This is a genomic window from Sphingomonas lycopersici, assembly GCF_026130605.1.
Taxonomy (GTDB): domain Bacteria; phylum Pseudomonadota; class Alphaproteobacteria; order Sphingomonadales; family Sphingomonadaceae; genus Sphingomonas; species Sphingomonas lycopersici.
In genome coordinates this window covers 364,585-386,458 of record NZ_JANFAU010000001.1, presented here as the reverse complement: position 1 = coordinate 386,458, position 21,874 = coordinate 364,585, and the positions used below count along the sequence as shown (strand labels likewise).

Here is a 21,874-nt window from a genome sequence, read left to right as displayed (position 1 = left end):
CGCGCATGATCTGCGAACTCCGATCGCGACGATTTCCCGGCAACTGCCGCCGCGCGCGCTCCGTTCCGCGCGGCGATCCAAAGTAAATATATGTTTATGAAATATATTGGCTGGAGAAGTTCGGCGATCGACGCGTTATTCCGCGATCGAGGTGCAACGATGATTCAGCATGACAATCGCAGAAGGCGTCGAATGAGGCGGGGCTTTACCGCCGCCTTCGTCATCATTGCGATGATCGCCTTGATGATCTTCGTTGGATTCAATCTATATTATTTAAAGCAAGGGGTGTGATCGGCTAAGGTAACGCCCGAAAGGGGGACGTGCTCGAAGGAGACGTTTCGATGACGATTGCACCCAAGCTCCGCCAATATCTCGATATATTCGACGTCGATTATACGCTGGTGGAACATCCCCCGAGCGTTTCGGCGATGCAGAGCGCCACGCTGTGCCGGATCCCGCCGCAGCAGGTCGCCAAGGCGGTATTGCTCGATACGCCCGACGAATATCTGCTCGCGGTCCTCCCGTCCGACCGCCGCGTGGACTTGGAAGAATTTCGCCACGAGCCGGGCGGCAAGCCGCGGCTGGCGGACGAGCAGGAACTGGCGGAGGTATTCTATGATTGCGCGGTCGGCGCGGTGCCGCCGCTGGGGGTCGGTTACGGCATCCCGATGATCATCGACGACAGCTTGTGGGACCAGCCCGACGTCTATTTCGAGGCCGGCGATCATCGGTCGCTGATCCATGTCGACCGCGGCGAATTCGCCCGGCTGACCCGATCGGCGCTGCACGGCCGGTTCAGCGAACGCTGGGCGGATATGGAATGACCCCCGATCAGGCGCGACGGAAGATCGTCTCGCGAAACCGCCGCCAGCGCCTCACGCTCGCGGCGGAACTGATCGCGTTCATGCTGCTCGCGGTCGTCATCGGTTTCGCGCGCTCGCGCTGACCACCTATCCGGTGATTTCCATCACCAATTGGCGGGCGGTATCGGCAAGGATCTGCCCCGTGCTGCGATCGCCCTTGGCGAGCGAGCTCATGAACGCCTTGGCCTGCGCCAGCGTCAGATGGGGCGGGAAGGGCGCGACATTGGGATCGGTCATCACCTCGATCACTGTCGGCCGCTCCGCCTCGAGCGCGGTACGCCATGCGGTGTCAAGCGCCGCGGGGCGATCGACGTGGAGCCCGGCCAGCCCGATCAGCTCGGCGAATTCGGCATAGGGCACGTTGGGCAGCGCCTGGCTGGCGGCAAAGCGCGGATTTCCCTCCATCACGCGCTGTTCCCACGTCACTTCGTTGAGATCGCCGTTGTTGAACACGCAGACGATGAAGCGCGGGTCGCGCCACTGGCGCCAATATTTCTGCACCGTGATCAGCTCGGCCATATTGTTCATCTGCATCGCGCCATCGCCGACCAGCGCCACCACCGGGCGATCGGGGAAAGCGAATTTCGCCGCGATCGCATAGGGCACCGCCGCCCCCATCGAGGCCAGCCCGCCCGACAGCGACGCGCGTTGCCCCGCCTTCACGCGATAGTCGCGCGCATACCAATTGGCGCATGAACCCGAATCCGAGGTGACGATCGCATCGGCGGGCAGATGCGGCGACATTTCCCACACCACGCGTTGCGGGTTGACCGGATGCGCCTCGGCCATCGCGCGCTCCCTGAGCGTTTCCCACCATTTGCCGACGCCCTGCTCGATCGTCTCGCGCCACGCGGTGTCCGCCTTGCGCTCGATCAGCGGCAGCAAGGCGCGCAGCGTCTCGGCTGCGTCGCCATGAAGATTGACCTCGACCGGATAGCGCAATCCGAGCATCGCCGGGTCGATATCGATCTGCACCGCGCGCGCCTGCCCGTCCTTGGGCAGAAACTCCGCCCAGGGAAAACCGGTGCCGATCAGCAGCAATGTATCGCAATCGCGCATCATGTCGGACGAGGGCTTGGTGCCGATCAGCCCGATCGCGCCGGTGACGAACGGCAGATCGTCGGGCAGCACGTCCTTGCCGAGCAAGGCCTTGGCGACCCCGGCGCCGACGCGGTCGGCGATCTCGATCACCTCGCCGGCGGCGCCGCGCGCGCCGGCGCCGATCAGGATCGCGACCTTTTCGCCGGCGTTGAGGATGTCGGCGGCGCGCTGCAGGTCGGCCGGCTGCGGCACGACCGAAGGTTTGGCATAGCCCGGCCCGGAGCGGGTGAAGCCATGTTGTTGCCGCGGTTCCTCATAGGGCGAATCCTGCACGTCCTTCGGCAGGATGATCGCGCACACCTGGTTGCGCGCGATCGCGATGCGGATCGCGCGATCGGTCACGTGGCGCGCCTGCGCCGGGGCGGCGACTTCCTGGACATAGCCCGCGACGTCGGCGAACAGCCGGTCGAGGTTGAGTTCCTGCTGATAGCTCGCACCGCGCACGGTCGTCTCCGCCTGTCCGGCGATCGCGAGCACCGGCACGTGATCGAGCCTCGCGTCGTAGAGCCCGGTGACGAGATGCGTCGCGCCCGGCCCGCCGGTCGAAAGGCAGACACCGAGTTCGCCGGTGAATTTGGCATGCGCCGCGGCCATGAATGCGGCCATCTCCTCGTGCCGCACCTGGATGAATTCGATTCCGGCGCCGTCCTTCTCCACCCGCTGGAGCGCGCCGAGCACGCCGTTGATGCCGTCGCCGGGATAGCCGTAGATTCGGCGGACGCCCCAGCTTTTGAGCCGCTCGACGAAAAAGTCGCTGGTCATCCGCGCCATATCGTTCCTCCGCGTTTCGGGTAGCGCGGCGCGCGCGTCGCGCCGCCTTGTCATCGGTCAGAACGAACCGGCGCGCGCGGCTATCCCCGCCACGTGGCGATTTGCGGCGGGCGTCGGCATCGCGCGGACGAAGCGACGGTGCCGAGAAACCCGCGCCCTCGCTCCTGCGTTGACCGATGCAGGAGGCAGATATGCGTGCGCGCCAAGACGCCCCGGCGGCCGCCGCACCGTCAGGACGATGACGGAAAGACCGGCCCTTGGGACCGCGCATCGCCGCGGCGGCGCGGCGTGGCTCGTCGCGCTGGCGATTCCGGTCGCTGCCTGCCATCCGTCGCGCGAACAGGATCGCGCGGTCTCCTTCGTGCGTCTCGGGCAGATCGCGCTGACCCAGCATGCGTGCGGATCGTGTCACCGGATTTCGGGGATCCAGGGCGCCGACGGCAGGGTCGGGCCGCCGTTGGTCGATTATGCGCGCCGGCGGATGATCGCAGGGGTGCTGCCAAATACTCCTGTAAATCTTGCGCGCTATCTCAAGGCACCACGCACGGTGGTGCCGGGCAATATGATGCCCCAGGAGGCGCTCGGCGATCGCGAGATCCAGGGCATCGTCGCCTATCTCGGGCGGCATTGAGCCGGTGATGCGGCCGCCTCTCCGACCGATCGTGGCCGGGTGGTTTCTGGGGGTGATGACCTGTGGCGTGGTCGCGCTGCTGGTCGCCGCCTTGTTCCTTTCGGGCATCGCCTTTCGCGTCGGCGCCGATCAGCCGCATTCCAAGCTGCTCGCCTGGGCGATCCACCGCACGATGCTGAGCTCGGTGCGCCGCCATGCGCGCCGCGAGGTGCCGCGCTTGCCGCTCGATCGCGCGACATTGCTCGCGGGCGCGGCGCTTTACGAGCAACGGTGTATCGCCTGCCACGGCGGCCCGGGGATCGCGCGGGCATATTGGGTGAGCGCGATGCTGCCGACCCCGCCCTATCTGGTCGACGCCTCGGCGCGCTGGTCGCACGCCGAGCTCTACGCGCTGATCCACGACGGGGTGAAGATGACCGGCATGCCTGCCTGGGGCGAGATATCGTCCGATCGCGAGATCGCGCAGATCGTCGCGCTGATCGAGGCGATGCCGATGATGACCCCCGATCAATTCGCGCAACTCCGCCGCGCCGCGGCTGCTCGCCGGCGCTAGCCCGACATCACCTGGGCGAGCCGCGATTGCGCCGCGGGGAATCCCTGGAACAACCGCAGCGCGCCGGAGAGATTGTTCTTGAGCGGCGGGTTGTCGGCGCTGGACCGGAAGAAGGCGATCTTCTTGATCCTGGCGAAATCGCGCAGCTTGAGCTGGCGTGACTTGAGCTCGATCAGCCCGGAGCGGCGCATCTGCTGGAGGGTGCGGTTGACATGGACCGGGGTGAGCCCGGTGATATCGGCCATGTCGGTCTGGGTGAGCGGCATCTCGCACCGCCCGATGCCCCCGGCATTGACCGCGCCGATCCGCTCGACCAGTTCGCAGAACAGATGCGCGAGCCGCTCGACCGCGCTGCGCCGCCCCAATGAGACGAGCCATTCGCATTGCGCCTCGGCGAGCAGATGCGCCTCATGGTCGACGATCGTGCGCGCGCCGGGATCGCATTCGATCTGGCGCTCGAAGGTGCCGAGCTCGATGCGTAGCGCGCGGATCGCGGTGATCGCGATGACATGCTGCACCGCCCTGCCGCCGTCCTTGCCGCCGTCGCGCCAGGCGAGATCGCACAGGTCGCCGGGAAGGAACAGCGCGGTGATCTGGCGGCGCCCGTCGCTGAGCAGGCGATAGCGCGCCGCCCAGCCGTCGATCAGCAGGAAGATATGCTTCATGCGATCGCCGGGGCGGGCGAGATAGCTGTTGGCGCGGCGATGATCGAGGGCGACGCCGGCCAGCGCGACCGCGCCGCGCGGATCGGCTTTGGCGGCAGCAGGCTCGGCGATGAGGCCGAAGGTGTCGTGCATGATGTGCTCCTGCACGTGGGGGAAAGCGCGACAACGGGCAGCGCGCAGCTTGCGCCGCATCGGTTCGTCGCAACCCGCCGGCGAAACCGACGAAGGGTTCGCTTTTCACGCCCGGCGGTGCACCCCCGCACGATCCGCCCCCACCTCGTGCCGGGGAAGTAATGAGGAAAAGGTCGGTCAGTATCGGTAATCAACTATTTCGTGTAAATATTATATGGATTCTTGGGTTTGGTATCATAGGTAATGTCAAGAATTGAATATCAGCTTGTTCGGATGCGAATGCCATAAACCGGATTAGATACCGCTGAATCTGCCGGATCAATTGTTATCGAGGCACGTTCGATACAGTCCCTGAAAATGTTGGATTAAGGCAGTCGCAGGAGGCAGCTATGCAACGTGAAATGTATCGGGAAAGTCGAAGCGAATATCGCGGCCGTCCGAGCCGCTACGAAGACGATGATCGTTACGAACGCGGTCGGGATGGACGCGGCCGCTATGCGGAAAATGTCGGGCAAGGTGGCTATTTCGGCGACTACGAAGGCCATGCCGACATCGGGCGTCGCGGTGGCCAGATCCGCCACGAACGCGCGATGCGCGCACCGCGTGACGAATATGGCCGGTCGGAGGACGTCGGTCAGGGCGGCTATTTCGGCGACTATGAAGGCCACTCGGAGATCGGGCGTCGCGGTGGACAGATCCGTCACGAGCGCGCGATGCGCGCGCCGCGCGACGAATATGGTCATTCGGAAGATGTCGGTCAGGGCGGCTATTTCGGCGACTATGAAGGTCATTCGGAGATCGGGCGCCGCGGCGGGCAGGTCCGTCACGAGCGCGCGATGAACGCGCCGCGCGACGAATATGGCCATGCCGAAAATGTCGGCCAGGGCGGCTATTTTGGCGACTATGAGGGTCACTCCGAGATCGGGCGTCGCGGCGGCGAGATCCGCCATGAGCGCGCGATGCGCGCGCGGCACGATCTCGACGAACCCGACGAGCGCGGGCGTGGCGACGGCCGCCGCTACGAAGGCCGCTCGGGCCGGGGTCGCTACGACTGACAGGATGACGGAGCGCTCCCTCGGGGCGCTCCGTTTCTTTTGGGAGCTTTCGTCATGACGAGAGGATTGGGCGGCCATTCGCCCGCCAATGTGAGCAAATATCTCAAGGGGATCGACTTCCCCGCGACACGCCGCGATCTCAGGCTGCAGGCCGAGGACAATGGCGCGGACCCCGATGTGATGGACGTGATTCTCAGCCTGCCCGACGACGATTATGAATCGATGGCCGATGTCATGGCGGCCTATGGCGAAGCGGCGCGCACGGCGCGCGGCGGCGATTGACCCGAAGGTTCGTCAATGACGCCCGGCCGCCGGTCCGGGCGTGAGCGGTGTCGGCCGCTCGACCTCGATCCGGTCGACCTTCTCGTCGTAGAAGCAGTAATAATTCCTGATCCGCGGGCATTCGGGTAATGGATCGCGATACGACCAGACGGCATCCTCGATCACATGTTGGCCGATGCGCAGGTGCCAATAGGAGGCATTGCCCTTGTAAGGGCAGATGCTGGTGGTCGGCGAGGGGCTGAGCAGATCCGATCGCACGTCTTCGGGTGGGATGTAGCACCGTGGCGGCAACCCGGTTTCGAACAGGAACAGCCCATGCGTCGTGCTGGCGATCGTTTCGCCGGCAAGCGAGACATCGACCCGCCGGCTGCTCGCGCGAACGTCGACGCGATGATGCGGATCGCGCGGATGGCCGAAGATTTCCTCGTCTTCCTCGAACCAATGATCGATCTTGTCCCAATCGAACGCGATATGATCGGCGAGCAGTTCGGCATCGGGTTCGGGCTGCGCGAAACACCACGCCACGTCGTCGCGCACGCTGGCCGGCGTTTCGACCGACCACCAATCGGCGGTCCCGCGCCCCGCGCTGTCGGTGCGCCTGCCGCTCGAGCGGAGCAGATCGGTGCGCACGTCATCGCGCGGAAAATAATAGACCGGGGCATAGCCTTCGATCAGCAGCCAGGTCGCAATCGAATCCGCCAGCACGATGTCGCCGATCGTCGCGCGGACCCGTTTGGCGCTGGGCTCGATCGTAAAATGCGGATCGGTCATACGGTTCTCCTTCGGACGGGGACGGCGGGGTCGCGGCGATAGCTGTCGGGATAGATGGCGATTGTGCCATCGACGGGAAGCGCGGTCAGATAGATGATGAAGACCGGCACCGCCGTGGGAAGCTCGATCCGCTGCTCGCTTGCGCCGCTCGCGGGCGGCACCCGCCCGTCGAACAGCCAGCGCGCCAGCCGGTCGGCATCTTCGACCCTGACGCAACCCGAGCTGCGGCGACGATCGCTGCCGCGGAACAGATCCTTGTCGGGCGTATCATGGAGGTAGATGCCGAGCGGGTTGGGAAGCGCGAATTTGATCGATCCCATCATATTCCCTGCGCCGGGCAATTGCCGCATCCGCAGATCCTGCTGCCCGTCGGCGACCGCGCGCCAATCGACCTCGGCAGGGGGCAGGACCTGCGCGCTTTCCGCCCAGGACGAGAGCAATTCGATCCGCTCGGCGGCGAGAAACCCCGGGCCTTGGGCGAGCGCGCGCCGGCCGCGCTCACGCACCAGATCGGGCGGAACGTTCCAATAAGGGTTGCGCACCGCATACCGCATCACCCCGGCAAGCGCCGGCGTCGGCAATCTTTGCTTGCCGACCACCACGCGCATGCTGCCCGCGGGGCGGCCGTGGTCGATCATCCATAATTGCGCCGAGGCGGTGTCGACCAGAATATATCGTACGCCCGGATCGGCGGGGAGCGCGCGGAGGCGATCCATATTGGCGAGGAGCAGCGCTTCACGTTTCGCGTCGGGCGCTGCCGCGCTTCTGGTCGCGGCGAGCGAAGCGCGCAGCGTGCGGTAGAGCGGGTGCATGCGCAACGCCTCGCCGAGCGCGGGGATCGGGCTCGGTCGTGATCCGAGCAGCCCGGCGACGCGATGCCATTCGCGATCGGGGGACAGCGCCGGATCGGTATAGGCCATCGCATCGGCTGCGGCGGGGCGATGCAGGTCGCGGACATAAGCGAGAAAGGCGTGGGTGAGCGCGAGATCGAGCCGTGCCCGCGACGCGGCGGCGTCCTCTCCGCCCTCCAATCGCGCCGGAACCGCATAACGGCGCGGATCGAGCCCATCCGCTGCCGCGCCGCGCAGGATGACGAGCAGCGCCTTTCCCGTCGCGTCAATCCCTTGAGCGTCGGTCCATAAAGGTTGGTAGCCGCGCTGTCGGTAAATGTCCGCGACCGCCGTATCGTCGGACTGCGCAAGCGCCTGTTTCAGCGCGCGTTTAGGTCCTGGAAGCAGGACCGCACCGCGCGCTGCGATCGCGGCGGGGTCGATCTGGTGCGTCGTCACCCCCATCGCCGCCGCGGAGACGCAGAAAGCCGCGGCGGGTGCCCCCCAATTGCGAAGTATGGCGCGTCCGCCCAACGGTCGGGCCGCGGACGCGCCACCTTTCACGGATCAGCCTCGTTCCCCGGTACGGGTGTTCGTGTTCGAATAGGATGATCCGCTGGTGCCGTTGTAGCTCGAGCTGTTGCTCGTGCTATAGCCATTGTCCATGCTGGTGTTGTTCGCCTGCGACGAATTGTTCGCGACGTCCTGCGCCATGGCGATGCCGCCGAGGGCGAGCAAGCCCAAGCCACTGGCAATTACGATTTTCGACAACATATATCAGCCTCCTTAGGTCCGCTGGGGAGGGCATAGAACGGGCGTTCGTAACCGGCGTTCCGCGAGATGCGCGCGTTCTTCAGCGAAATTGAGCTACGTTACAAGAATTGCTGAAGAACAAATATGGATTGATGCTGCCGATATCGCTGGCGGCGTCGCTTCTCTGCAGTCCAGCCGATCGCGCGGCCTCGATTCCTCATGAGTCGGGCGTTCCCAGAATTGCCGTCATCGACAGCGGCATCGCGCGAACACCCGAGCTCGGGCCGCTGCTCGAGGCGGAATATGATCTCGCGACTGTGCCGGCGCGGCCGTCGTTCGCGCCGCGGTACGATCACGGCACGATGGTTGCGACGATCCTGTCGCGCGCTGCGCATCGCGAGGTGCGGCTGATCTCGCTGCGGATCGATGACCCGCGCGGCTGCCCGCCCGGGATCAGTCCGCCGTGCCAGCCGCAATCGGCGCCGATCGCCGAGGCGATCCGCACCGCGACGCGGCTGGGGGTCGATGTAATCAATATTTCGCTCGCGATGCCGTCGGACCCGGCGATCGCGGCGGCGATCCGCGAGGCCGCGGCGAAGCGGATCCCGATCGTCCTCGCCGCGGGCAACGACGGCCGCGATCACCCCGGCAATCTCGACGCTGCGCGCGCGGGCTATCCGATGGCGGTGCTGGTCGGCGCGACCGACGGACGCGGGAAGGTGTGGCAGCATAGCAACCGCCCCGATCGGCAGATCGCGGGCTATCGCTACACCTGGCAGCGCGGGGTCGACGTGCCGACGGCCGCCGCTGACGGCCGATCCACCCGCGGCACCGGCACGTCGTTCGCGGCACCGCGCGAAAGCGCGCGGATTGCCGGGCTCGCCCGTTCGGCGACGTGAGGCTTACCAATAAGGCCCCATGCCGTAACGGCTGTAATAGCCGAGCAGCGCCTCGCGATAATCTTCGCCGCCCAGCGACCGCAGCTCTTCGGCGCTGTAGCTTGGCGCATCCTTGAGCACCGCCTCGTCGAGCGGGACGACGAAGCCGTCGCGCTCGATATCATATTGCAGCACCGACCACGGCACCGGATGGAATTTCTCGCCGATGCCGAGGAAGCCGCCGAACGACATGATCGCATAGATCACCCGGCCGCTGGTCTTCTCGATCGACAGGTCGCTGACATGCCCGATCTTGGTGCCCGCGAGGTTATAGACCGGTTCCTTGAGCACGCGGCTCGACAGGACCAGCGGGTGCGCGGGCTGATCGAGGGTGCTGGCGGGGGTCGACAGGTTCATGATCGCATCTCCCAGATGTTCGCAATGAAAAGCTCAGGTCTATTCAACCAATGGGAGCGGGGCGCCGTTCCGGGATCGTCGCATTTCCCGTGCCGCGGTTCGTCGCGCGCGCGGTGCAGGGGGGCGCAAAGCCGATCAGACACCGAAGGGATAGGTTTCCTCGGCGCCGGGGCGCGGTGTCGTGGGCAGCGGGGTCACCGCGCTGGTGGTGTCGAACCACAGCCAGGCATCGAACTGGCGCGGCAGGATCGCGGACGAATAATGGCTCCAGCGCTCGGTATCCGGGCGGTAGATTACCCCGATGAAGCGTTCGAGCCGCGGCGTCGTCAGTTGCTCGTCGAGCGCGGGATGCGTGCCCTCGCGCAGATCGAGCAGGAAGCGCGCGACCCCGCTGTCGTGGCATTGCCGCTCATAGCTGTCGGGGCGCGACGGATTGACCGTCTTGATCTCCATCGGCGCGTCCCAGTCGCGCGCCGCGGCGACGGTGCCGCGATGCGTGCCGAGCCCGATCAGCCGCGCCGCCTCGCCGTGATGCTCGCGGCACAATTGGCCGATGTTGAGCTCGCCGCGCGCCTGCCCCATTTCGGTGAAGCGCGCATCGCCGATATGGCTGTTGTGCGCCCAGACCACTGCCTTGGCGTCAGGCCCCTTGGCGGCGAGCAGCAGTTCGAGCGTGTCGAACATATGCGTGTCGCGCAGGTTCCAGCTCTCCGCCGCGCCGTGATACATCACGCGATAGTAATTTTCGGCATTGGCGATCAGCCGCGCATTTTGCGCCGCGTCGAGGAAAGCGTCGGGATCGCCGGCCAGATAGGCGTCTTGCTTGGCGAACAGATCGCGCAGCATCGTCACCACCGCTTCCTCGCACCGCGCAAAGCCTTCGTCGAGCGCCATCCGACCATATGCCGCCGGGTCGGCGCCCCACGGCGTGAGGCAGCCGTAACGTTCGCGCGCGATCGCCGCCGAAGCCGGATCGACGCGATCGAGATAGTCGATCACCGCGCGGATCGACCCGCTCATATTGTAGAGATCGAGCCCGTAGAATCCCGCCATTCGCTCGGTCGGCAGCCCGGCGTTATACGCGCGGAGCCAGGCGATGAAGGCGTCGACATCGGTGTTGCGCCACATCCAGGTCGGGAAACGCCGGAACGCCGGGCCCGCCGCGGGCTGCGCCGGCTTGTGGCGGACATGACGATCGAGTGCGGCTGCGTCGGGCCAATCGGCCTCCACCGCGACGATCGTGAAGCCGTGCCGCTCGATCAGCCATTTGGTGATCGCGGCGCGGGCGCGATAGAATTCGGAGGTGCCGTGGCTCGCCTCGCCGATCAGCACGATGCGCGCGTCGGCATAGCGATCGAATGCCGCGCCGAATGCGGGATCGTCGATCTCGGGCAGCGGCTCGGCCGCATCGCGGATGAGGTCGGCGAGCGCGGGTTTCGCAGGTTGCTCGACCAAGGCGTCGCTGCCCTTGTCGAGCGCCCAGCCATAAGCGCCGATCAGCGGCACGAACTGGACGTCGCCCAGATCCTCCTCGGCGAAATCATCGGCGCCGCACCGCGTCACGCGGATCAGCCGCTGGCGCGCGGAATCGCCGACCGGCATGACCAGCCGTCCGCCGATCTTGAGCTGGCGGCACAGCGGCGGGGGAAGCGTCGGGCCGCCGGCGGCGACGAGGATCGCATCGAACGGCGCTTGTTCGGGCCAGCCCGCGGTGCCGTCGCCGACGCGGATCTCGACATTGCGATAATCCAGCGCCGTCATTCGTTCACGCGCGAGCGCGGCGAGTTCGGCGTGGCGCTCGATCGCATGGACCTGCCCCGCGATCCGGCTGAGGATCGCCGCGGCATAGCCCGAGCCCGCGCCGATCTCGAGCACATGATCGCCGGCGCCGATCTGCGCGGCCTCGATCATACGCGCGACGATATAGGGCTGCGAAATGGTCTGCCCCGCCTCGATCGGCAGCGGCGTATCCTCATAAGCGAATTCGGCGAGCGGGGCGGGGACGAAGCGTTCGCGCGGCACCTCGCGCATCGCGTCGAGCACTGCCTCGTCCGCGATGCCGCGCGCGGCGATCTGGCTGTCGACCATGAAGTTTCGGCTGGTGGCTGTCGTGGGCATCGCTTCCCTCCACGGGACGATGCTCGATCAACGCATCAGGCGGCAATTCGCTGCGCCGCGCGCGCCTTCCGCCGGCGACCGGATCAGGCGCCGCGGGTCATTTGCACGGCAGCACGAGATGGAGCGTGAAATGGCCATCGTCCGTCTCGCGCACGACATTGCCGCCTGACGCCCGGATCAGCCGATCGATCAGCTCGAGCCCCTGGCCGCCCTCGCGCGGCGTGCCGAACACGGTGGGTTCGCGCCAGATGAGGCGCAGCAGATCGCCCTCGACCGCGCCGTTCACCTCGACCGAGCGTCCGTTCTTCAACGCGCCATATTTGAGGCTGTTGGTGGCCAGTTCGCCGAAGGTCAGCGCAAGCGCCTGCATCGCGCCGTCGCCGAGCAGCACATCGGGGAGCGTGCCGAACCGGATCACCTTGGCGCCGCCGTAGGCGCTGGTCAGCAGCGGGACGATCTCGGCGAAGCTCTTGTCGCGCGCGGGATCGAGCAGCAGGTCCTGCACCGCGGCGACCATCGCCAGCCGCTCGTTGATATCGCGCGCGAACGACTGGCATTCGGGATGCGATCGCGCCGCGATCGTCACGATCCCCGCCGCGGTGGTCATCGCGTTGCGCAATCGGTGGCGCATTTCGGCGCTGATCGTCGCGACGCGCTGGCGCTCGATCGATTCAGCGGTGATGTCGCGCGCGATGATCAGGCAGGCGGCGGCGTGGTTGCCGTCGATCGGGGTCGCGGTGACTTCCCACCAGCGCTGTTCGCCGTGCGGGCCGGGGCGCGTTGCCGAGAAGCGCGCCGCAGTGCCGCGGCGCACCGATTGCAGAGCATCGTGCGCCGCCCCCCGTGCTTCCTCGGGCCAGCGATCGATCCAGGATGCGCCGATCAGATCGTGCGGCGCGCTCAATTCCATCGCGCGCGCGCCTTCGCGGTTGACGAACAGGATCCGGCCGTCGCCGTCGAGAAACTGGATGCATTCGTGCGATTGATCGAGCAGCGCGGAAAGCAGCGCGTCATGCCCATCGGCAAACGCTCCAATCGGATCAGCCACCTGTCGTTCCCCTTGTCGGAGATGGCATATATGGATCGTCTCGATATGGGACAATTGCGCTATGTTAACCGGCGTTGCCCCGGCTGTCGATCCGATTGCAGCGGATCATCGCTCTATTGTCCTTTGTCTACCGCGATTTCGAGGCAGGTGAACCAACCTGCCTCGATCGGGCGCTCGCGGCGCGCGGTTAGCCTTTCAATGCCTTGACCTCGTCGAGATGCTTCTGGACGATCGGCGCGATCTCGCCCGCCGCCGCCTTGAGCGAGGGGACATCGCCATGCTTGGCGTAATCGCGCATCAGCGACAGCGCGTCTTCATGCGCCTCGACCTGGCCCGACAGATATTCGCGGTCGAACTCGGCACCGGTGAGCTTGCCCAGCTTGTCGAGCTTTTCCTTCTGATCCTCGGTCAAGGTCGGATCGGGGGTGATCGCGGCGGTCGCCTTGTGCGCCGCGGCCTTGATCTTGTCGGTCGATGCGGTGTGCGCCTTGATCATCTCGGCGGCGAATGCCTTGACCTTGGGGGAGGCGCCGTTGGTCGCGGCAAGCTTTCCTGCGGCGATTTCGAACGCGTCGCTCTTCGCCGCCTTGTCGGCGAATTCCTGCCCGTTCGGGGTCGGGGTGACGATATCGGCCGCCGCGCCGGCCGCATTGGCCGCGCTATTGCCGAAATCGGACAGCGCGCTGCCCGTTTCGTTGGCGGCCCCGGCGGGTTCGTTCGCATTGTTCTTGTTGCAGCCGGCGAGGCCGACGATCAGCAAGGCGGCGACAAGGGGTTTGTGCATCGTTTTCATGGGAAATATCCTGAATTGGGAGGAGAACGCGTTGGGTCGCGCCCCCCGTCAGACCATTTGGGAAGTGCGGGCGCCGGGCCGCACGATATCGCCGAGCGCCTCGCCGGCGCGGGCCGTCTCGCCCCCGCCTGCGCAATCGCCGATCGTGATCACGCCGACGAGCCGCTTGTCGCGATTGATCACCGCGAGACGATGAAGCTGGATATCGCCCATATTCTCGAGCACGTCGTCCAGATCGTCATCGTCGAAGCAATATTTCACGCTGTCGCTCATCACGTCGCGAATGCTGGAATCGGGCGGGTGCCCGGCGGCGACCCCGCGGATCGCGATGTCGCGGTCGGTGATGACGCCGACGAGGCGGTCGTGATCGGCAACCGGCAGAAAGCCCGCATCGATATCGGCCATGATCTGCGCCGCCGATTGCAGCGTATTGTCTGGCGTGATTACCTGGACGTCGGTGGTCATGCATTCGCGGACCCGCATCGCTCGCTCTCCCTTGGTTAAAGGTGGAATCGAGACTCTCGGCGGGCGGCAGAGTTCCTTCGCCGGCGAGAAATGCTGCGCAAATATGAAATATCCGGCGATAACAAACCTAGGTTAATAGGTTAGAATAGCCGAAGTGCTAATCTGCCGTAACTCGGGGCCGGTGCTGCTTCAATTCACCGTCGGTATTGCTGCGCGGCAATCCTGCATGCATTCGCGGCACATTTCGGCGCATAGCTGGCAATGGCCATGTTCGTGCCGTTCGCATTCCTCGGCGCAAAGCTCGCACACCCGCGCGCATGTATCGAGCAATGCGCGCAACGCCTCGGGATTGTGCCCGGTGCGCCGCACCGCGAGCTGCGCGGTGGCGGTGCAGACGTCGGAACAGTCGAGGCACGAGCGGATGCATTGCGACATGTCCATCGGCTCGGCGATACAGGCGTCGGCGCAGCTCGCGCACATCTCCGCGCAGAACATCGCGTGTCGCGCGGCGGTGGCGAGGGTTTCGTTGAAATCGTCGCCGACCTGCGGATGCAGCGCGATCATGCGGTGGATCGACATGTCCGGTTCCTTCTCAATGACGGATCGATTGCCCGCCCGCTGCTGCCCCGGCACCTGTCTCAACGATTATCCGAAGCGCAGGGTCCACCCGCGGCACGTGGGCCTTTCCACACCCAGGTTAGGAAGGTAAGGCCTTGGGAAAGGGAGGATATACATGCTCAAATCACTCTGGCTGTCCGCCGCGGCGGCGCTTGCGCTCGCCGCACCTTTGCCCGCCGCCACCCAGCCCGCCACACCGGCGGCGACGAGCGCAAGCGAGGACGCGCGGCTCTACGCTTTCCTCGACGGCGAATTCGCCGAAGAGTTCCGCGATCGACCGCAGCTCGCGACCCAGCTCGGCATGAAGGACGGGATCGACCGGCTCGACGATATCAGCGACGCCGCGGCGCTGCGCCGGCTCGAATGGCGTCGCGCCAGCGTCGCGCGGATGAAGGCGCGGTTCGATCGCGCCAAGCTGTCGCCCGATGCGCAGACCAATTACGATATCTGGGCGCTCGAACTCGATCGCGCCGAGCTCGGCTATCGTTTCCGCAATTATGCGCCGCCCTTCTATTCGTTCCTTTATTCGGTCCATTCGCGACTGCCCGATTTCCTGATCAACACGCATAATGTGCAGGATGCCGCCGATATGCGCGGCTATGCGGCGCGGCTGCGCGCGATGCCGGCGGTGCTCGACGAAGCGATCGCGCAGAGCCGCGTGTCCGACGGCAAGGGCATTCGCGCGCCCAAATTCCAGATCGAGCGCGTGATCGCGGGCAGCCGCGCGATCGTCACCGGCGCGCCGTTCGACAATGGCCCCGCGTCGCCCTTGTGGGCGGATGCCGAGGCCAAGGTCGGCAAACTCCAGAAGGCGGGGAAGGTCAGCGCGGCCGAGGCCGAGGCGTTGCTCGCCGATGCGCGCGCGGCCTTGCTGTCGATCAAGCCTGCCTATGAACGCGTCATCGCCTGGGCCGAGAGCGACCTGCCGACCGCGCCGAGCGGCCGCGTCGGCGCCGGATCGCTGCCGGGCGGGGCGGATTGGTATGCCGCGGCGCTCAAGCTCAACACCACCACCGATCTCACCGCCGAGCAAATCCATCAGATCGGGCTGAGCGAGGTCAAAAGGATCGAGGGCGAGCAGGACGCGCTCGCGCGGCAGGCGGGTTTCGCGGACCGCGTGGCTTATTATGCCGATCGCGAGAAGCGTAACCCGCCGCAGCCGTGGACCGACGCGCTGCGCGCCGACTATCTGCGCAACGCCAATGCGGCGATCGCGCGCAACCGCACCTTGCTGCCCAAATATTTCGGCACGCTGCCCGAATACCGCATGGAGGTGGTGCGCGAGCCGTCGTTCAGCGAGGTCGCGGGCGGCGCGGCGCATGCCGCCGGGCCGAGCCGCGACGGCGCGCGGCCGGGGCGAGTCTATGTCCATCTGCTCGGCGACACCGGCGATCCCGCCCCCGATGCCACGATCGACCTGATGTGCCACGAGGGCGTTCCCGGCCATGTCATGCAGGGCGATATCCAGGTCCGCCAGACTGCCGGGCCGAAATTCCGCCAGTCGACGCGCTATGTCGCGTTCGGCGAGGGGTGGGCGCTTTATGCCGAGGCCCTGTGCAAGGAAATGGGCGCTTACCCCGATGTCGCGAGCGATTTCATGCGGCTCGAGGCGGAATTGTTCCGCGCGGCGCGGCTGGTGGTCGATACCGGGATCCACGCCAAGGGTTGGACCGAGGATCAGGCGGTTGCCTATATGGTCGCGTCGGGGCGCGCCTCGCCCGATCAGGCGCGGTCGGAGGTGCGGCGCTATATCACGCTGCCGGCGCAGGCCACCGGCTATAAGATCGGCATGCTCAAGATCATGGAATTGCGCCGCAAGGCCGAAAGCGAGCTGGGCGCGAAGTTCGACATCAAGTCGTTCCACGATCTGCTGATCGGCTCGGGCTCGCTCCCGCTGTCGATCCTCGAGCGCAAGGTCGACGCGTGGATCGCCGCGCGTAAATGACGCGGTGACGGCCGGGCGCACGATCCGCGCCCGGCCGTCGCTTCACGATCGTTCAGCCTTTCGCAGATAGGGGCGGAAGAACATGTACAGCCCGCTCGCCAGCAGCAGCGCGAGCGGGGCCAACGGCGCATAAGTGATCGCCGGCGGTGTCGGGCCGAACGGCATCGCGACGAAATTGGCGAGCACGGTCAGCGTGAAGAAGATCCCCAGCCAGCGGTGCGTCTGGCGGATCCAATGGTGCAGGGTCATAACGGCCTCCGGTCAAGAGCAGCCAGGATGGGATGCGGCACATCGCGCGCGTCAGCGCGACTGGACCAGCTTCCAGCCGTTGCCGGAAGGATCGCGGAAGCTCGCATCGACCGAGCCGTAGCGCGCGATCGGTTCCTGGGTGAACTCGACTCCGCGCGCCTGCATCGCCGCATAGGCCGCCCGGCAATCGGCAACGACCAGCACGAGCGGTGGCATCGCGCCCTTGGCGACCGCCTTGAGCAATTCCTGCGCGGTCGCATCGTCGACCGTCGGCGGCTGCGGGCGGAACAGCCCGAGCTGAAAATCGGGCTGATCGGGGCGCTGAACCGTCAGCCAGCGATAATCGCCGTTGCGCGCGTCGGTATGGACGCGAAAGCCGAGCCGATCGACGTAGAATTGCAGCGCCTCGTCCTGATCGTGGACGTAAATGCCAGCGACTTGAACACTTTGTGTCATGGAACCTCCGTTTCGGTCGCGGGGGTCGTATCGCCGTTCTCGCGCCGGCGCTTCTCCGAAACTGCCATTTTGAGGTCGGGCCGATGCGCCGCGCTGACGAAGCAATGCGGCACTTGCGCCAGATCGCCGGGCGCGGCCTTCGTCCGCTGGCGCAACGCGCCGGGGCTCTCGCCGGTGATATCGCGAAAAGTGCGGCCGAAGGTGCCCAGGCTGGTCCAGCCGGTCTGGAAGGCGATGTCGGTGATCGGCAGATCGGTATCGCGCAGCAGCGCCGCGGCGCGTTCGACGCGGCGGGCGAGCAGATAGCGGTGCGGCGGAATCCCGAAGGCGTCGCGGAACGATCGCGCGAAATGCGCCGGCGAGGTGCCGCTCACCTGCGCCAGTCGCGCGACCGGCCATTCCTCGTGCGGGGCGGCGTCGATCCGGTCCTTCGCCCGCAGCAGGCGACGAAGCAGCTTGACTTCGCGATCGACGGTATCGGGCTTGGATCGGGCGGAGCACATGACGCGGGCGGATGATGCCCGGCGTGCCGGTGGTCCGCAAGCGCGTCGCAAACGACAAAGTTTCTGCCGGGGCAAGGGTCGTTGCCCCGGCAGAAATGAGTTTGCCTCGCGGGTCGGTATTTCGGGATTATGCGGCGAAGGCGATCCTGGTGCGGCGGCGCCGCATCGTCCCGGCGACCGCGCCGAAACCGAGGATCATCAGCGCCCAGGTCGCGGGCTCGGGGACGTCGCCGACCGCGCCGGCGATCGCAAGCCGGACCTGACGAATATCCTGCAGCGAGGCATTGTCACCGAATGAAATCGAAATCCGGTCGAACGAACCGCCGCCGACGTTGAAGAAATTCGATCCGTTCGCACGCAGCGCGAGCGGACCGGTGGTGACGCCGTTGCTGTCGCCGCCGCTGAACGAGAATGACACGGTGCCGCCGGTCAGCGCGTTGAGATTGAACTCGAGCGCGTTGATCAGCCCGCCGGTGAAGCTGATGTCGAGCGGATCGGTGAGGCCGCCCGTCGCCGCCGCGACACGCTGGCCCTGGGTGGCGAGCGACTGGGCGGACGTGAATTCGACCGTGCCGGGCGCGTTGTTGAGCGTCCCGCTGACGGTCGACCCGGTCTGGCCGCCGGTCACCTGTACGTTCGAATGCGGCTGCGGGGCACATCCGCCACCGCTGCAAACGGTCACCGCCGCCGATGCCGGCGCCGCTACGCCGATCGCGGCGAGCGCCGCTACGGAAAAAAGCAATTTACTCATCGAAAGTCTCCCTGCGATCCTAGAGAAGGCTCGGTTCTCGTTCGATGTCGCGGGGGTAGAGGGGGAAGATGGAGTCGGTCCACCGCCTATTCGATGGAATAACGCGAGGGCGCGATGGCCCGATTTTCGGGCTGATCTAGGATAAGTCGCCTTTTATCGCCAATAGTCGCGACATTATTCGATATCGTGTCTACGGAAAATCCTGTAGCCGCGGGATATAGTCTGGAAAGGATAACAGGGCTCGCGACGCAGCGCCGCCAGCAATAAGCCCCGTCGCTTTTCAGCGGCGGGGCTCCATGAAGGTTCTTTCGGCACCTTTCGGTGTGATCGAGACCTTCAATCTGCGGATCTTTCGATCGAGCAGGTACAATCAACGGTCCTCATCGCCCAATGTTCCGCCCGCTGGTAAAAATAATTCGTCGCGCATTCGGCTCGTCCCGCCGACGGTGCCAGCATGCGACGAGCCGTGCGGAGCGCCGGTTCGCGGGCATGATCGCCGGAACAACGCAAATCGAGCGTTCGTTGAATCGTATGGCCCCAGGGGGCGTTGGAGGAGTTGATCATGCGTAACGTATTGATGATCCACGCCGCCACGCTGGCGGCGCTTTCGATGCTTTCGGCCAGCCCGGCGGCTGCCGAAGGCAAGGGTGATCGTGCGAAAGCGGCCGTCGCGGAGGCGCAAGGCAAGATTGACGCGCTCAATGCGATGGATGCACGCGGCGAGGTGCCGCGGATGAGCGCGGACGCGATGGCCGCGCTGCGGTCCGCGCAGGACCAGTTGCGCGCCGGCCACAAGGATGCGGCGATCGAGGCGGCGCATAGCGCGTCGCATATCGCCGATACCGCGATCGGCGTGGCGCAGCGCGAGCGGCGCGAGAGCAATGCCGCGGCGCAGGCGGATGCCGCGATGGCTGCGCAGGCGCAGGTCGCCGGCGCGCGCGATCAGGCCGCGGCCGCGCAGGATCAGGCGGCCGATGCACAGCAACGCGCCGATGCCGCCAATGCGCGCGCGGCGAGCGCCGAACAGGCGGCTTCTGCGGCGGCGGCCGATGCGGCGGCGGCGCGCGCCTCGGCGCAGCAGCCGGCGACATCGGTAACGACCGAGACGACGCGCACCGCAGCGGTCGCGCCGCGGGTCGTCCACCGGACGGTTCATCGCACCGTGCATCGCGCCCGCCCGGCGGTCGTCACCGAAAAGACCACGACGACGATCAATCGCTGATCGCGACGAGGCGGCGGCCGGCCTGAGGGCCAGGCAGGGCCGCCGTCCCGCCCGAACGAACGACGCAGCCAGGCACAGTGATGCCTGGCTGCGTTCATTCGATCGTTCCGGCCTCGCCGCCGAGAAAGCGCTGGAGCCGCGGCGCGACATGATCGAGGAACACCCGCACGCGTTGCGGCATATGCATCCCGCCGAGGAAGACCGCGTGAACCTCTTCCTGATCGGGCTCGATCACCCCGGCGAGCACCTCGACCAGCCGGCCCGCGGCGAGATCGGCGCGGACGTGATAATCCCCCATGCGCGCCAGCCCGACCCCGGCCAGCGCCATCCGCCGCACCGTCTCGCCGTTATTGGCGAGCAGCGCGCCCTTCACCGCGCGATCGACGATCCGCCCGCTCACGCTGACCGGCCATACCGGCGCGGCGCGGCGAAAGTTGAACCCGAGGCAATTGTGCTGCGCGAGATCGTCGACCGTGCGCGGCACGCCGTAGCGTTCGAGATAGGCGGGCGCAGCGACGATCTTGCGATAGGCGGTGCCCAGCCGCCGCGCGATCATCCCCGAATCCGGCAGCGGCCCGACGCGGAAGGCGATGTCGGTACGATCGAGATAGAGATCGACGATCTCGTCCGACAGCGACAGATCGACGACGATATTGGGATATTCACGCCAGAAACCCGGCAGCAAGGGTTCGAGCCCGAGCGTTCCCAAGGCGACCGAGATATTGACCCGCACCGTCCCGCCGGTCGTCGCGGCGCCGTGCGACAATTCGCGTTCGACCTCGTCGAGTTCGTGGAGCAAAGCCTGGCTGCGTTCGTAATAGACCTGCCCTTCGGCGGTGAGCGACAGCCGGCGGGTCGAGCGTTCGACCAGCCGCACGCCCAGGCGCGCCTCGATCCGCGAGACCAATTTGCTGACGGTCGAAGGGGTCATGCGCAACAGCCGCGCGGCTTCGGAGAAACTGCCCGCTTCCACCACGCGCAGGAACACCTGCATTTCGCCTGCACGGTTGTCCATCGCCGTTCGCCTGTGATTTCGGTTCACAGATGAAGCGACGATCGGTGCGATTATCAAGCGCCTTCGGGGGAATTATTTCACCGGCAAGATCTGGATAGTGCCAAGGAGTTTTACGATGCAGACGGTTTCCGCTCACGGCGCGGCGATCCCCGCGCTCGGTTTCGGGGTGTTCCGCATGTCGGACGAAGAGGTTGCGCGCGTCATCCCCGCGGCGCTGGAGGCGGGGTTCCGCCATTTCGATACCGCGCAAATCTACGACAATGAAGCCGCGCTCGGCACCGCGCTCGCCGCTGCCGGGGCGCGGCGCGACGAGCTGTTCCTCACCACCAAAGTGTGGGTCGACAATTACAGCGCGGATCGTTTCGCCGCCTCGGTCGGCGAAAGCCTCGACAAGCTGCGGGTCGATCGCGTCGATCTGCTGCTGCTCCACTGGCCGGGCAACAAGGTGCCGATCGCGGCGCAGATCGAGCTGCTCGATGCGGTGCAGGCCGCGGGCAAAACGCGCTTCGTCGGCGTCAGCAACCAGAATATCGCGCAGCTCCACGAATCTATCGCGCGCTCCACCGCGCCGATCGTCACCGATCAGGTCGAGCTCCACCCCTATCTGCCGCAACATGCGCTCGCCGCTGCCGCCAAGGCGCAGGGCGTCGCGCTGACGGCTTATTACGGCATGGCCGACGGCGCGGTGCCGCAGGATGCGGTGCTGCACGCGATCGGCAGCAAATATGGCAAGACCGCCGCGCAGGTCGGGCTGCGCTGGCTGATCGAGCAGGGCCATATCGCTTTGTCCAAGACCGCCAACCCGGCGCGCGTGAAGGAGAATATCGCGATCTTCGATTTCGCGCTCGATGCCAAGGACATGGCGCTGATCGCCGGGCTTGCGCGTCCCGACGGCCGGATCGTCAACCCGAGCGGCCTCGCGCCGGCGTGGGACGTCTGAGGGAGCGGCGATCGTGAACGTCGACGCTCAACATATCGCCTCGTCGATC

27 protein-coding genes are annotated in these 21,874 nt (G+C 66.2%); 11 read left to right on the top strand and 16 right to left on the bottom strand.

Translation table 11 applies throughout. The features are described 5' to 3' along the window. Positions 1-96: 96 nt before the first annotated feature. The 3 genes from NED98_RS01605 to NED98_RS01595 are packed head-to-tail and all read left to right on the top strand — an operon-like array spanning position 97 to position 946. A complete protein-coding gene (locus NED98_RS01605; protein ID WP_265311629.1) occupies positions 97-291 on the top strand; it encodes a hypothetical protein in 195 nt (64 codons plus the stop codon). A gap of 50 nt (positions 292-341) precedes the next feature. Continuing rightward, positions 342-824, top strand: a complete 483-nt coding sequence (locus NED98_RS01600) for an aminoacyl-tRNA deacylase (RefSeq protein WP_265311628.1) — start codon at positions 342-344, stop codon at positions 822-824. Further along, a complete protein-coding gene (locus tag NED98_RS01595) occupies positions 821-946 on the top strand; it encodes a hypothetical protein (RefSeq protein ID WP_265311627.1) in 126 nt (41 codons plus the stop codon). The genes NED98_RS01600 and NED98_RS01595 overlap by 4 nt, the downstream gene beginning before the upstream one ends. Positions 947-950: 4 nt before the next feature. Here NED98_RS01595 and NED98_RS01590 read toward each other — a convergent pair whose 3' ends face one another. Continuing rightward, positions 951-2,735, bottom strand: coding sequence for a thiamine pyrophosphate-requiring protein (locus NED98_RS01590; protein WP_265311626.1), 1,785 nt, complete (start codon positions 2,733-2,735; stop codon positions 951-953). A 238-nt stretch (positions 2,736-2,973) separates the two neighbouring features. On the opposite strand from NED98_RS01590, the gene NED98_RS01585 reads away from it, so the two are divergent. Together NED98_RS01585 and NED98_RS01580 are read left to right on the top strand one after the other, a co-directional pair. Next, a complete protein-coding gene (locus NED98_RS01585) occupies positions 2,974-3,366 on the top strand; it encodes a c-type cytochrome (RefSeq protein ID WP_265311625.1) in 393 nt (130 codons plus the stop codon). Positions 3,367-3,373: 7 nt separating this feature from the next. Continuing rightward, positions 3,374-3,919 carry a c-type cytochrome gene (locus NED98_RS01580; protein WP_265311624.1) on the top strand — a complete coding sequence of 182 codons (546 nt, stop codon included), beginning with the start codon at positions 3,374-3,376 and terminating at the stop codon, positions 3,917-3,919. On the opposite strand, the gene NED98_RS01575 is transcribed toward NED98_RS01580, so the two are convergent. Then, positions 3,916-4,716, bottom strand: coding sequence for a Crp/Fnr family transcriptional regulator (locus NED98_RS01575; RefSeq protein ID WP_265311623.1), 801 nt, complete (start codon positions 4,714-4,716; stop codon positions 3,916-3,918). The two genes, NED98_RS01580 and NED98_RS01575, sit on opposite strands and share 4 nt — an antisense overlap. A 389-nt stretch (positions 4,717-5,105) precedes the next feature. On the opposite strand from NED98_RS01575, the gene NED98_RS01570 reads away from it, so the two are divergent. Next, positions 5,106-5,771, top strand: a complete 666-nt coding sequence (locus NED98_RS01570) for a hypothetical protein (RefSeq protein ID WP_265311622.1) — start codon at positions 5,106-5,108, stop codon at positions 5,769-5,771. Between the two features lie 54 nt (positions 5,772-5,825). Continuing rightward, positions 5,826-6,053 carry a DUF2795 domain-containing protein gene (locus NED98_RS01565; RefSeq protein WP_265311621.1) on the top strand — a complete coding sequence of 76 codons (228 nt, stop codon included), beginning with the start codon at positions 5,826-5,828 and terminating at the stop codon, positions 6,051-6,053. 12 nt (positions 6,054-6,065) lie between these two features. Here the strand turns inward: NED98_RS01565 and NED98_RS01560 are convergent, their stop codons facing one another. The 3 genes from NED98_RS01560 to NED98_RS01550 form a co-directional block, all read right to left on the bottom strand. Beyond that, complete coding sequence (locus tag NED98_RS01560; RefSeq protein WP_265311620.1) at positions 6,066-6,824, bottom strand: DUF427 domain-containing protein; 759 nt, start codon at positions 6,822-6,824, stop codon at positions 6,066-6,068. Further along, on the bottom strand, positions 6,821-8,113 hold the full coding sequence (locus NED98_RS01555) for a L,D-transpeptidase scaffold domain-containing protein (RefSeq protein ID WP_265311619.1): 1,293 nt from the start codon (positions 8,111-8,113) through the stop codon (positions 6,821-6,823). The genes NED98_RS01560 and NED98_RS01555 overlap by 4 nt, the downstream gene beginning before the upstream one ends. Before the next feature lie 108 nt (positions 8,114-8,221). After that, positions 8,222-8,428: a hypothetical protein gene (locus NED98_RS01550; protein WP_265311618.1), complete on the bottom strand. Its 207-nt coding sequence runs from the start codon at positions 8,426-8,428 to the stop codon at positions 8,222-8,224. A 131-nt stretch (positions 8,429-8,559) separates the two neighbouring features. Between NED98_RS01550 and NED98_RS01545 the strand changes: the two genes are divergently transcribed. Next, positions 8,560-9,306 (top strand): S8/S53 family peptidase, encoded by a 747-nt coding sequence (locus tag NED98_RS01545; RefSeq protein ID WP_265311617.1) that lies wholly within the window; start codon positions 8,560-8,562, stop codon positions 9,304-9,306. A gap of 3 nt (positions 9,307-9,309) precedes the next feature. On the opposite strand, the gene NED98_RS01540 is transcribed toward NED98_RS01545, so the two are convergent. From NED98_RS01540 to NED98_RS01515, 6 genes are all read right to left on the bottom strand, one after another. After that, a complete protein-coding gene (locus tag NED98_RS01540; RefSeq protein ID WP_265267262.1) occupies positions 9,310-9,702 on the bottom strand; it encodes a PRC-barrel domain-containing protein in 393 nt (130 codons plus the stop codon). A gap of 135 nt (positions 9,703-9,837) precedes the next feature. After that, positions 9,838-11,820 carry a protein-L-isoaspartate(D-aspartate) O-methyltransferase gene (locus NED98_RS01535; RefSeq protein ID WP_265311616.1) on the bottom strand — a complete coding sequence of 661 codons (1,983 nt, stop codon included), beginning with the start codon at positions 11,818-11,820 and terminating at the stop codon, positions 9,838-9,840. Between the two features lie 97 nt (positions 11,821-11,917). After that, a complete protein-coding gene (locus tag NED98_RS01530; protein ID WP_265311615.1) occupies positions 11,918-12,868 on the bottom strand; it encodes a PAS domain-containing protein in 951 nt (316 codons plus the stop codon). 187 nt (positions 12,869-13,055) lie between these two features. Beyond that, complete coding sequence (locus NED98_RS01525; protein ID WP_265311614.1) at positions 13,056-13,661, bottom strand: DUF4142 domain-containing protein; 606 nt, start codon at positions 13,659-13,661, stop codon at positions 13,056-13,058. 48 nt (positions 13,662-13,709) lie between these two features. Continuing rightward, positions 13,710-14,144 (bottom strand): CBS domain-containing protein, encoded by a 435-nt coding sequence (locus NED98_RS01520; protein WP_265311613.1) that lies wholly within the window; start codon positions 14,142-14,144, stop codon positions 13,710-13,712. A 171-nt stretch (positions 14,145-14,315) separates the two neighbouring features. Beyond that, complete coding sequence (locus NED98_RS01515; RefSeq protein WP_179514483.1) at positions 14,316-14,705, bottom strand: four-helix bundle copper-binding protein; 390 nt, start codon at positions 14,703-14,705, stop codon at positions 14,316-14,318. Positions 14,706-14,859: 154 nt separating this feature from the next. Between NED98_RS01515 and NED98_RS01510 the strand changes: the two genes are divergently transcribed. Further along, positions 14,860-16,689 (top strand): DUF885 domain-containing protein, encoded by a 1,830-nt coding sequence (locus tag NED98_RS01510; protein ID WP_265311612.1) that lies wholly within the window; start codon positions 14,860-14,862, stop codon positions 16,687-16,689. Positions 16,690-16,731: 42 nt separating this feature from the next. Here NED98_RS01510 and NED98_RS01505 read toward each other — a convergent pair whose 3' ends face one another. From NED98_RS01505 to NED98_RS01490, 4 genes are all read right to left on the bottom strand, one after another. Continuing rightward, positions 16,732-16,938, bottom strand: a complete 207-nt coding sequence (locus tag NED98_RS01505) for a hypothetical protein (RefSeq protein ID WP_265311611.1) — start codon at positions 16,936-16,938, stop codon at positions 16,732-16,734. 51 nt (positions 16,939-16,989) lie between these two features. Further along, complete coding sequence (locus tag NED98_RS01500) at positions 16,990-17,394, bottom strand: VOC family protein (RefSeq protein WP_265311610.1); 405 nt, start codon at positions 17,392-17,394, stop codon at positions 16,990-16,992. Further along, positions 17,391-17,897 (bottom strand): helix-turn-helix domain-containing protein, encoded by a 507-nt coding sequence (locus tag NED98_RS01495; RefSeq protein WP_265311609.1) that lies wholly within the window; start codon positions 17,895-17,897, stop codon positions 17,391-17,393. The genes NED98_RS01500 and NED98_RS01495 overlap by 4 nt, the downstream gene beginning before the upstream one ends. Positions 17,898-18,024: 127 nt before the next feature. Then, on the bottom strand, positions 18,025-18,648 hold the full coding sequence (locus tag NED98_RS01490; protein WP_265311608.1) for a PEPxxWA-CTERM sorting domain-containing protein: 624 nt from the start codon (positions 18,646-18,648) through the stop codon (positions 18,025-18,027). Between the two features lie 562 nt (positions 18,649-19,210). Here NED98_RS01490 and NED98_RS01485 point away from each other — a divergent pair. Next, positions 19,211-19,870: a hypothetical protein gene (locus tag NED98_RS01485; RefSeq protein WP_265311607.1), complete on the top strand. Its 660-nt coding sequence runs from the start codon at positions 19,211-19,213 to the stop codon at positions 19,868-19,870. Positions 19,871-19,964: 94 nt separating this feature from the next. On the opposite strand, the gene NED98_RS01480 is transcribed toward NED98_RS01485, so the two are convergent. Beyond that, on the bottom strand, positions 19,965-20,885 hold the full coding sequence (locus NED98_RS01480; RefSeq protein ID WP_265311606.1) for a LysR family transcriptional regulator: 921 nt from the start codon (positions 20,883-20,885) through the stop codon (positions 19,965-19,967). A 115-nt stretch (positions 20,886-21,000) separates the two neighbouring features. Here NED98_RS01480 and NED98_RS01475 point away from each other — a divergent pair, with 115 nt between their 5' ends. Then, complete coding sequence (locus tag NED98_RS01475; RefSeq protein WP_265311605.1) at positions 21,001-21,825, top strand: aldo/keto reductase; 825 nt, start codon at positions 21,001-21,003, stop codon at positions 21,823-21,825. Positions 21,826-21,874: the final 49 nt, after the last annotated feature.

What these genes read in the sequence shown, in the direction of transcription:
- NED98_RS01480 (WP_265311606.1), bottom strand. Translation starts at nt 20,885, where the DNA reads ATGGACAACCGTGCAGGCGAAATGCAGGTGTTCCTGCGCGTGGTGGAA.
- NED98_RS01580 (WP_265311624.1), top strand. Translation starts at nt 3,374, where the DNA reads ATGCGGCCGCCTCTCCGACCGATCGTGGCCGGGTGGTTTCTGGGGGTG.
- NED98_RS01550 (WP_265311618.1), bottom strand. Translation starts at nt 8,428, where the DNA reads ATGTTGTCGAAAATCGTAATTGCCAGTGGCTTGGGCTTGCTCGCCCTC.
- NED98_RS01605 (WP_265311629.1), top strand. Translation starts at nt 97, where the DNA reads ATGAAATATATTGGCTGGAGAAGTTCGGCGATCGACGCGTTATTCCGC.
- NED98_RS01485 (WP_265311607.1), top strand. Translation starts at nt 19,211, where the DNA reads ATGCGTAACGTATTGATGATCCACGCCGCCACGCTGGCGGCGCTTTCG.
- NED98_RS01565 (WP_265311621.1), top strand. Translation starts at nt 5,826, where the DNA reads ATGACGAGAGGATTGGGCGGCCATTCGCCCGCCAATGTGAGCAAATAT.
- NED98_RS01585 (WP_265311625.1), top strand. Translation starts at nt 2,974, where the DNA reads ATGACGGAAAGACCGGCCCTTGGGACCGCGCATCGCCGCGGCGGCGCG.
- NED98_RS01590 (WP_265311626.1), bottom strand. Translation starts at nt 2,735, where the DNA reads ATGGCGCGGATGACCAGCGACTTTTTCGTCGAGCGGCTCAAAAGCTGG.
- NED98_RS01570 (WP_265311622.1), top strand. Translation starts at nt 5,106, where the DNA reads ATGCAACGTGAAATGTATCGGGAAAGTCGAAGCGAATATCGCGGCCGT.
- NED98_RS01500 (WP_265311610.1), bottom strand. Translation starts at nt 17,394, where the DNA reads ATGACACAAAGTGTTCAAGTCGCTGGCATTTACGTCCACGATCAGGAC.
- NED98_RS01525 (WP_265311614.1), bottom strand. Translation starts at nt 13,661, where the DNA reads ATGAAAACGATGCACAAACCCCTTGTCGCCGCCTTGCTGATCGTCGGC.
- NED98_RS01545 (WP_265311617.1), top strand. Translation starts at nt 8,560, where the DNA reads ATGCTGCCGATATCGCTGGCGGCGTCGCTTCTCTGCAGTCCAGCCGAT.
- NED98_RS01560 (WP_265311620.1), bottom strand. Translation starts at nt 6,824, where the DNA reads ATGACCGATCCGCATTTTACGATCGAGCCCAGCGCCAAACGGGTCCGC.
- NED98_RS01515 (WP_179514483.1), bottom strand. Translation starts at nt 14,705, where the DNA reads ATGTCGATCCACCGCATGATCGCGCTGCATCCGCAGGTCGGCGACGAT.
- NED98_RS01495 (WP_265311609.1), bottom strand. Translation starts at nt 17,897, where the DNA reads ATGTGCTCCGCCCGATCCAAGCCCGATACCGTCGATCGCGAAGTCAAG.
- NED98_RS01595 (WP_265311627.1), top strand. Translation starts at nt 821, where the DNA reads ATGACCCCCGATCAGGCGCGACGGAAGATCGTCTCGCGAAACCGCCGC.
- NED98_RS01475 (WP_265311605.1), top strand. Translation starts at nt 21,001, where the DNA reads ATGCAGACGGTTTCCGCTCACGGCGCGGCGATCCCCGCGCTCGGTTTC.
- NED98_RS01540 (WP_265267262.1), bottom strand. Translation starts at nt 9,702, where the DNA reads ATGAACCTGTCGACCCCCGCCAGCACCCTCGATCAGCCCGCGCACCCG.
- NED98_RS01575 (WP_265311623.1), bottom strand. Translation starts at nt 4,716, where the DNA reads ATGCACGACACCTTCGGCCTCATCGCCGAGCCTGCTGCCGCCAAAGCC.
- NED98_RS01520 (WP_265311613.1), bottom strand. Translation starts at nt 14,144, where the DNA reads ATGCGGGTCCGCGAATGCATGACCACCGACGTCCAGGTAATCACGCCA.
- NED98_RS01510 (WP_265311612.1), top strand. Translation starts at nt 14,860, where the DNA reads ATGCTCAAATCACTCTGGCTGTCCGCCGCGGCGGCGCTTGCGCTCGCC.
- NED98_RS01535 (WP_265311616.1), bottom strand. Translation starts at nt 11,820, where the DNA reads ATGCCCACGACAGCCACCAGCCGAAACTTCATGGTCGACAGCCAGATC.
- NED98_RS01490 (WP_265311608.1), bottom strand. Translation starts at nt 18,648, where the DNA reads ATGAGTAAATTGCTTTTTTCCGTAGCGGCGCTCGCCGCGATCGGCGTA.
- NED98_RS01600 (WP_265311628.1), top strand. Translation starts at nt 342, where the DNA reads ATGACGATTGCACCCAAGCTCCGCCAATATCTCGATATATTCGACGTC.
- NED98_RS01505 (WP_265311611.1), bottom strand. Translation starts at nt 16,938, where the DNA reads ATGACCCTGCACCATTGGATCCGCCAGACGCACCGCTGGCTGGGGATC.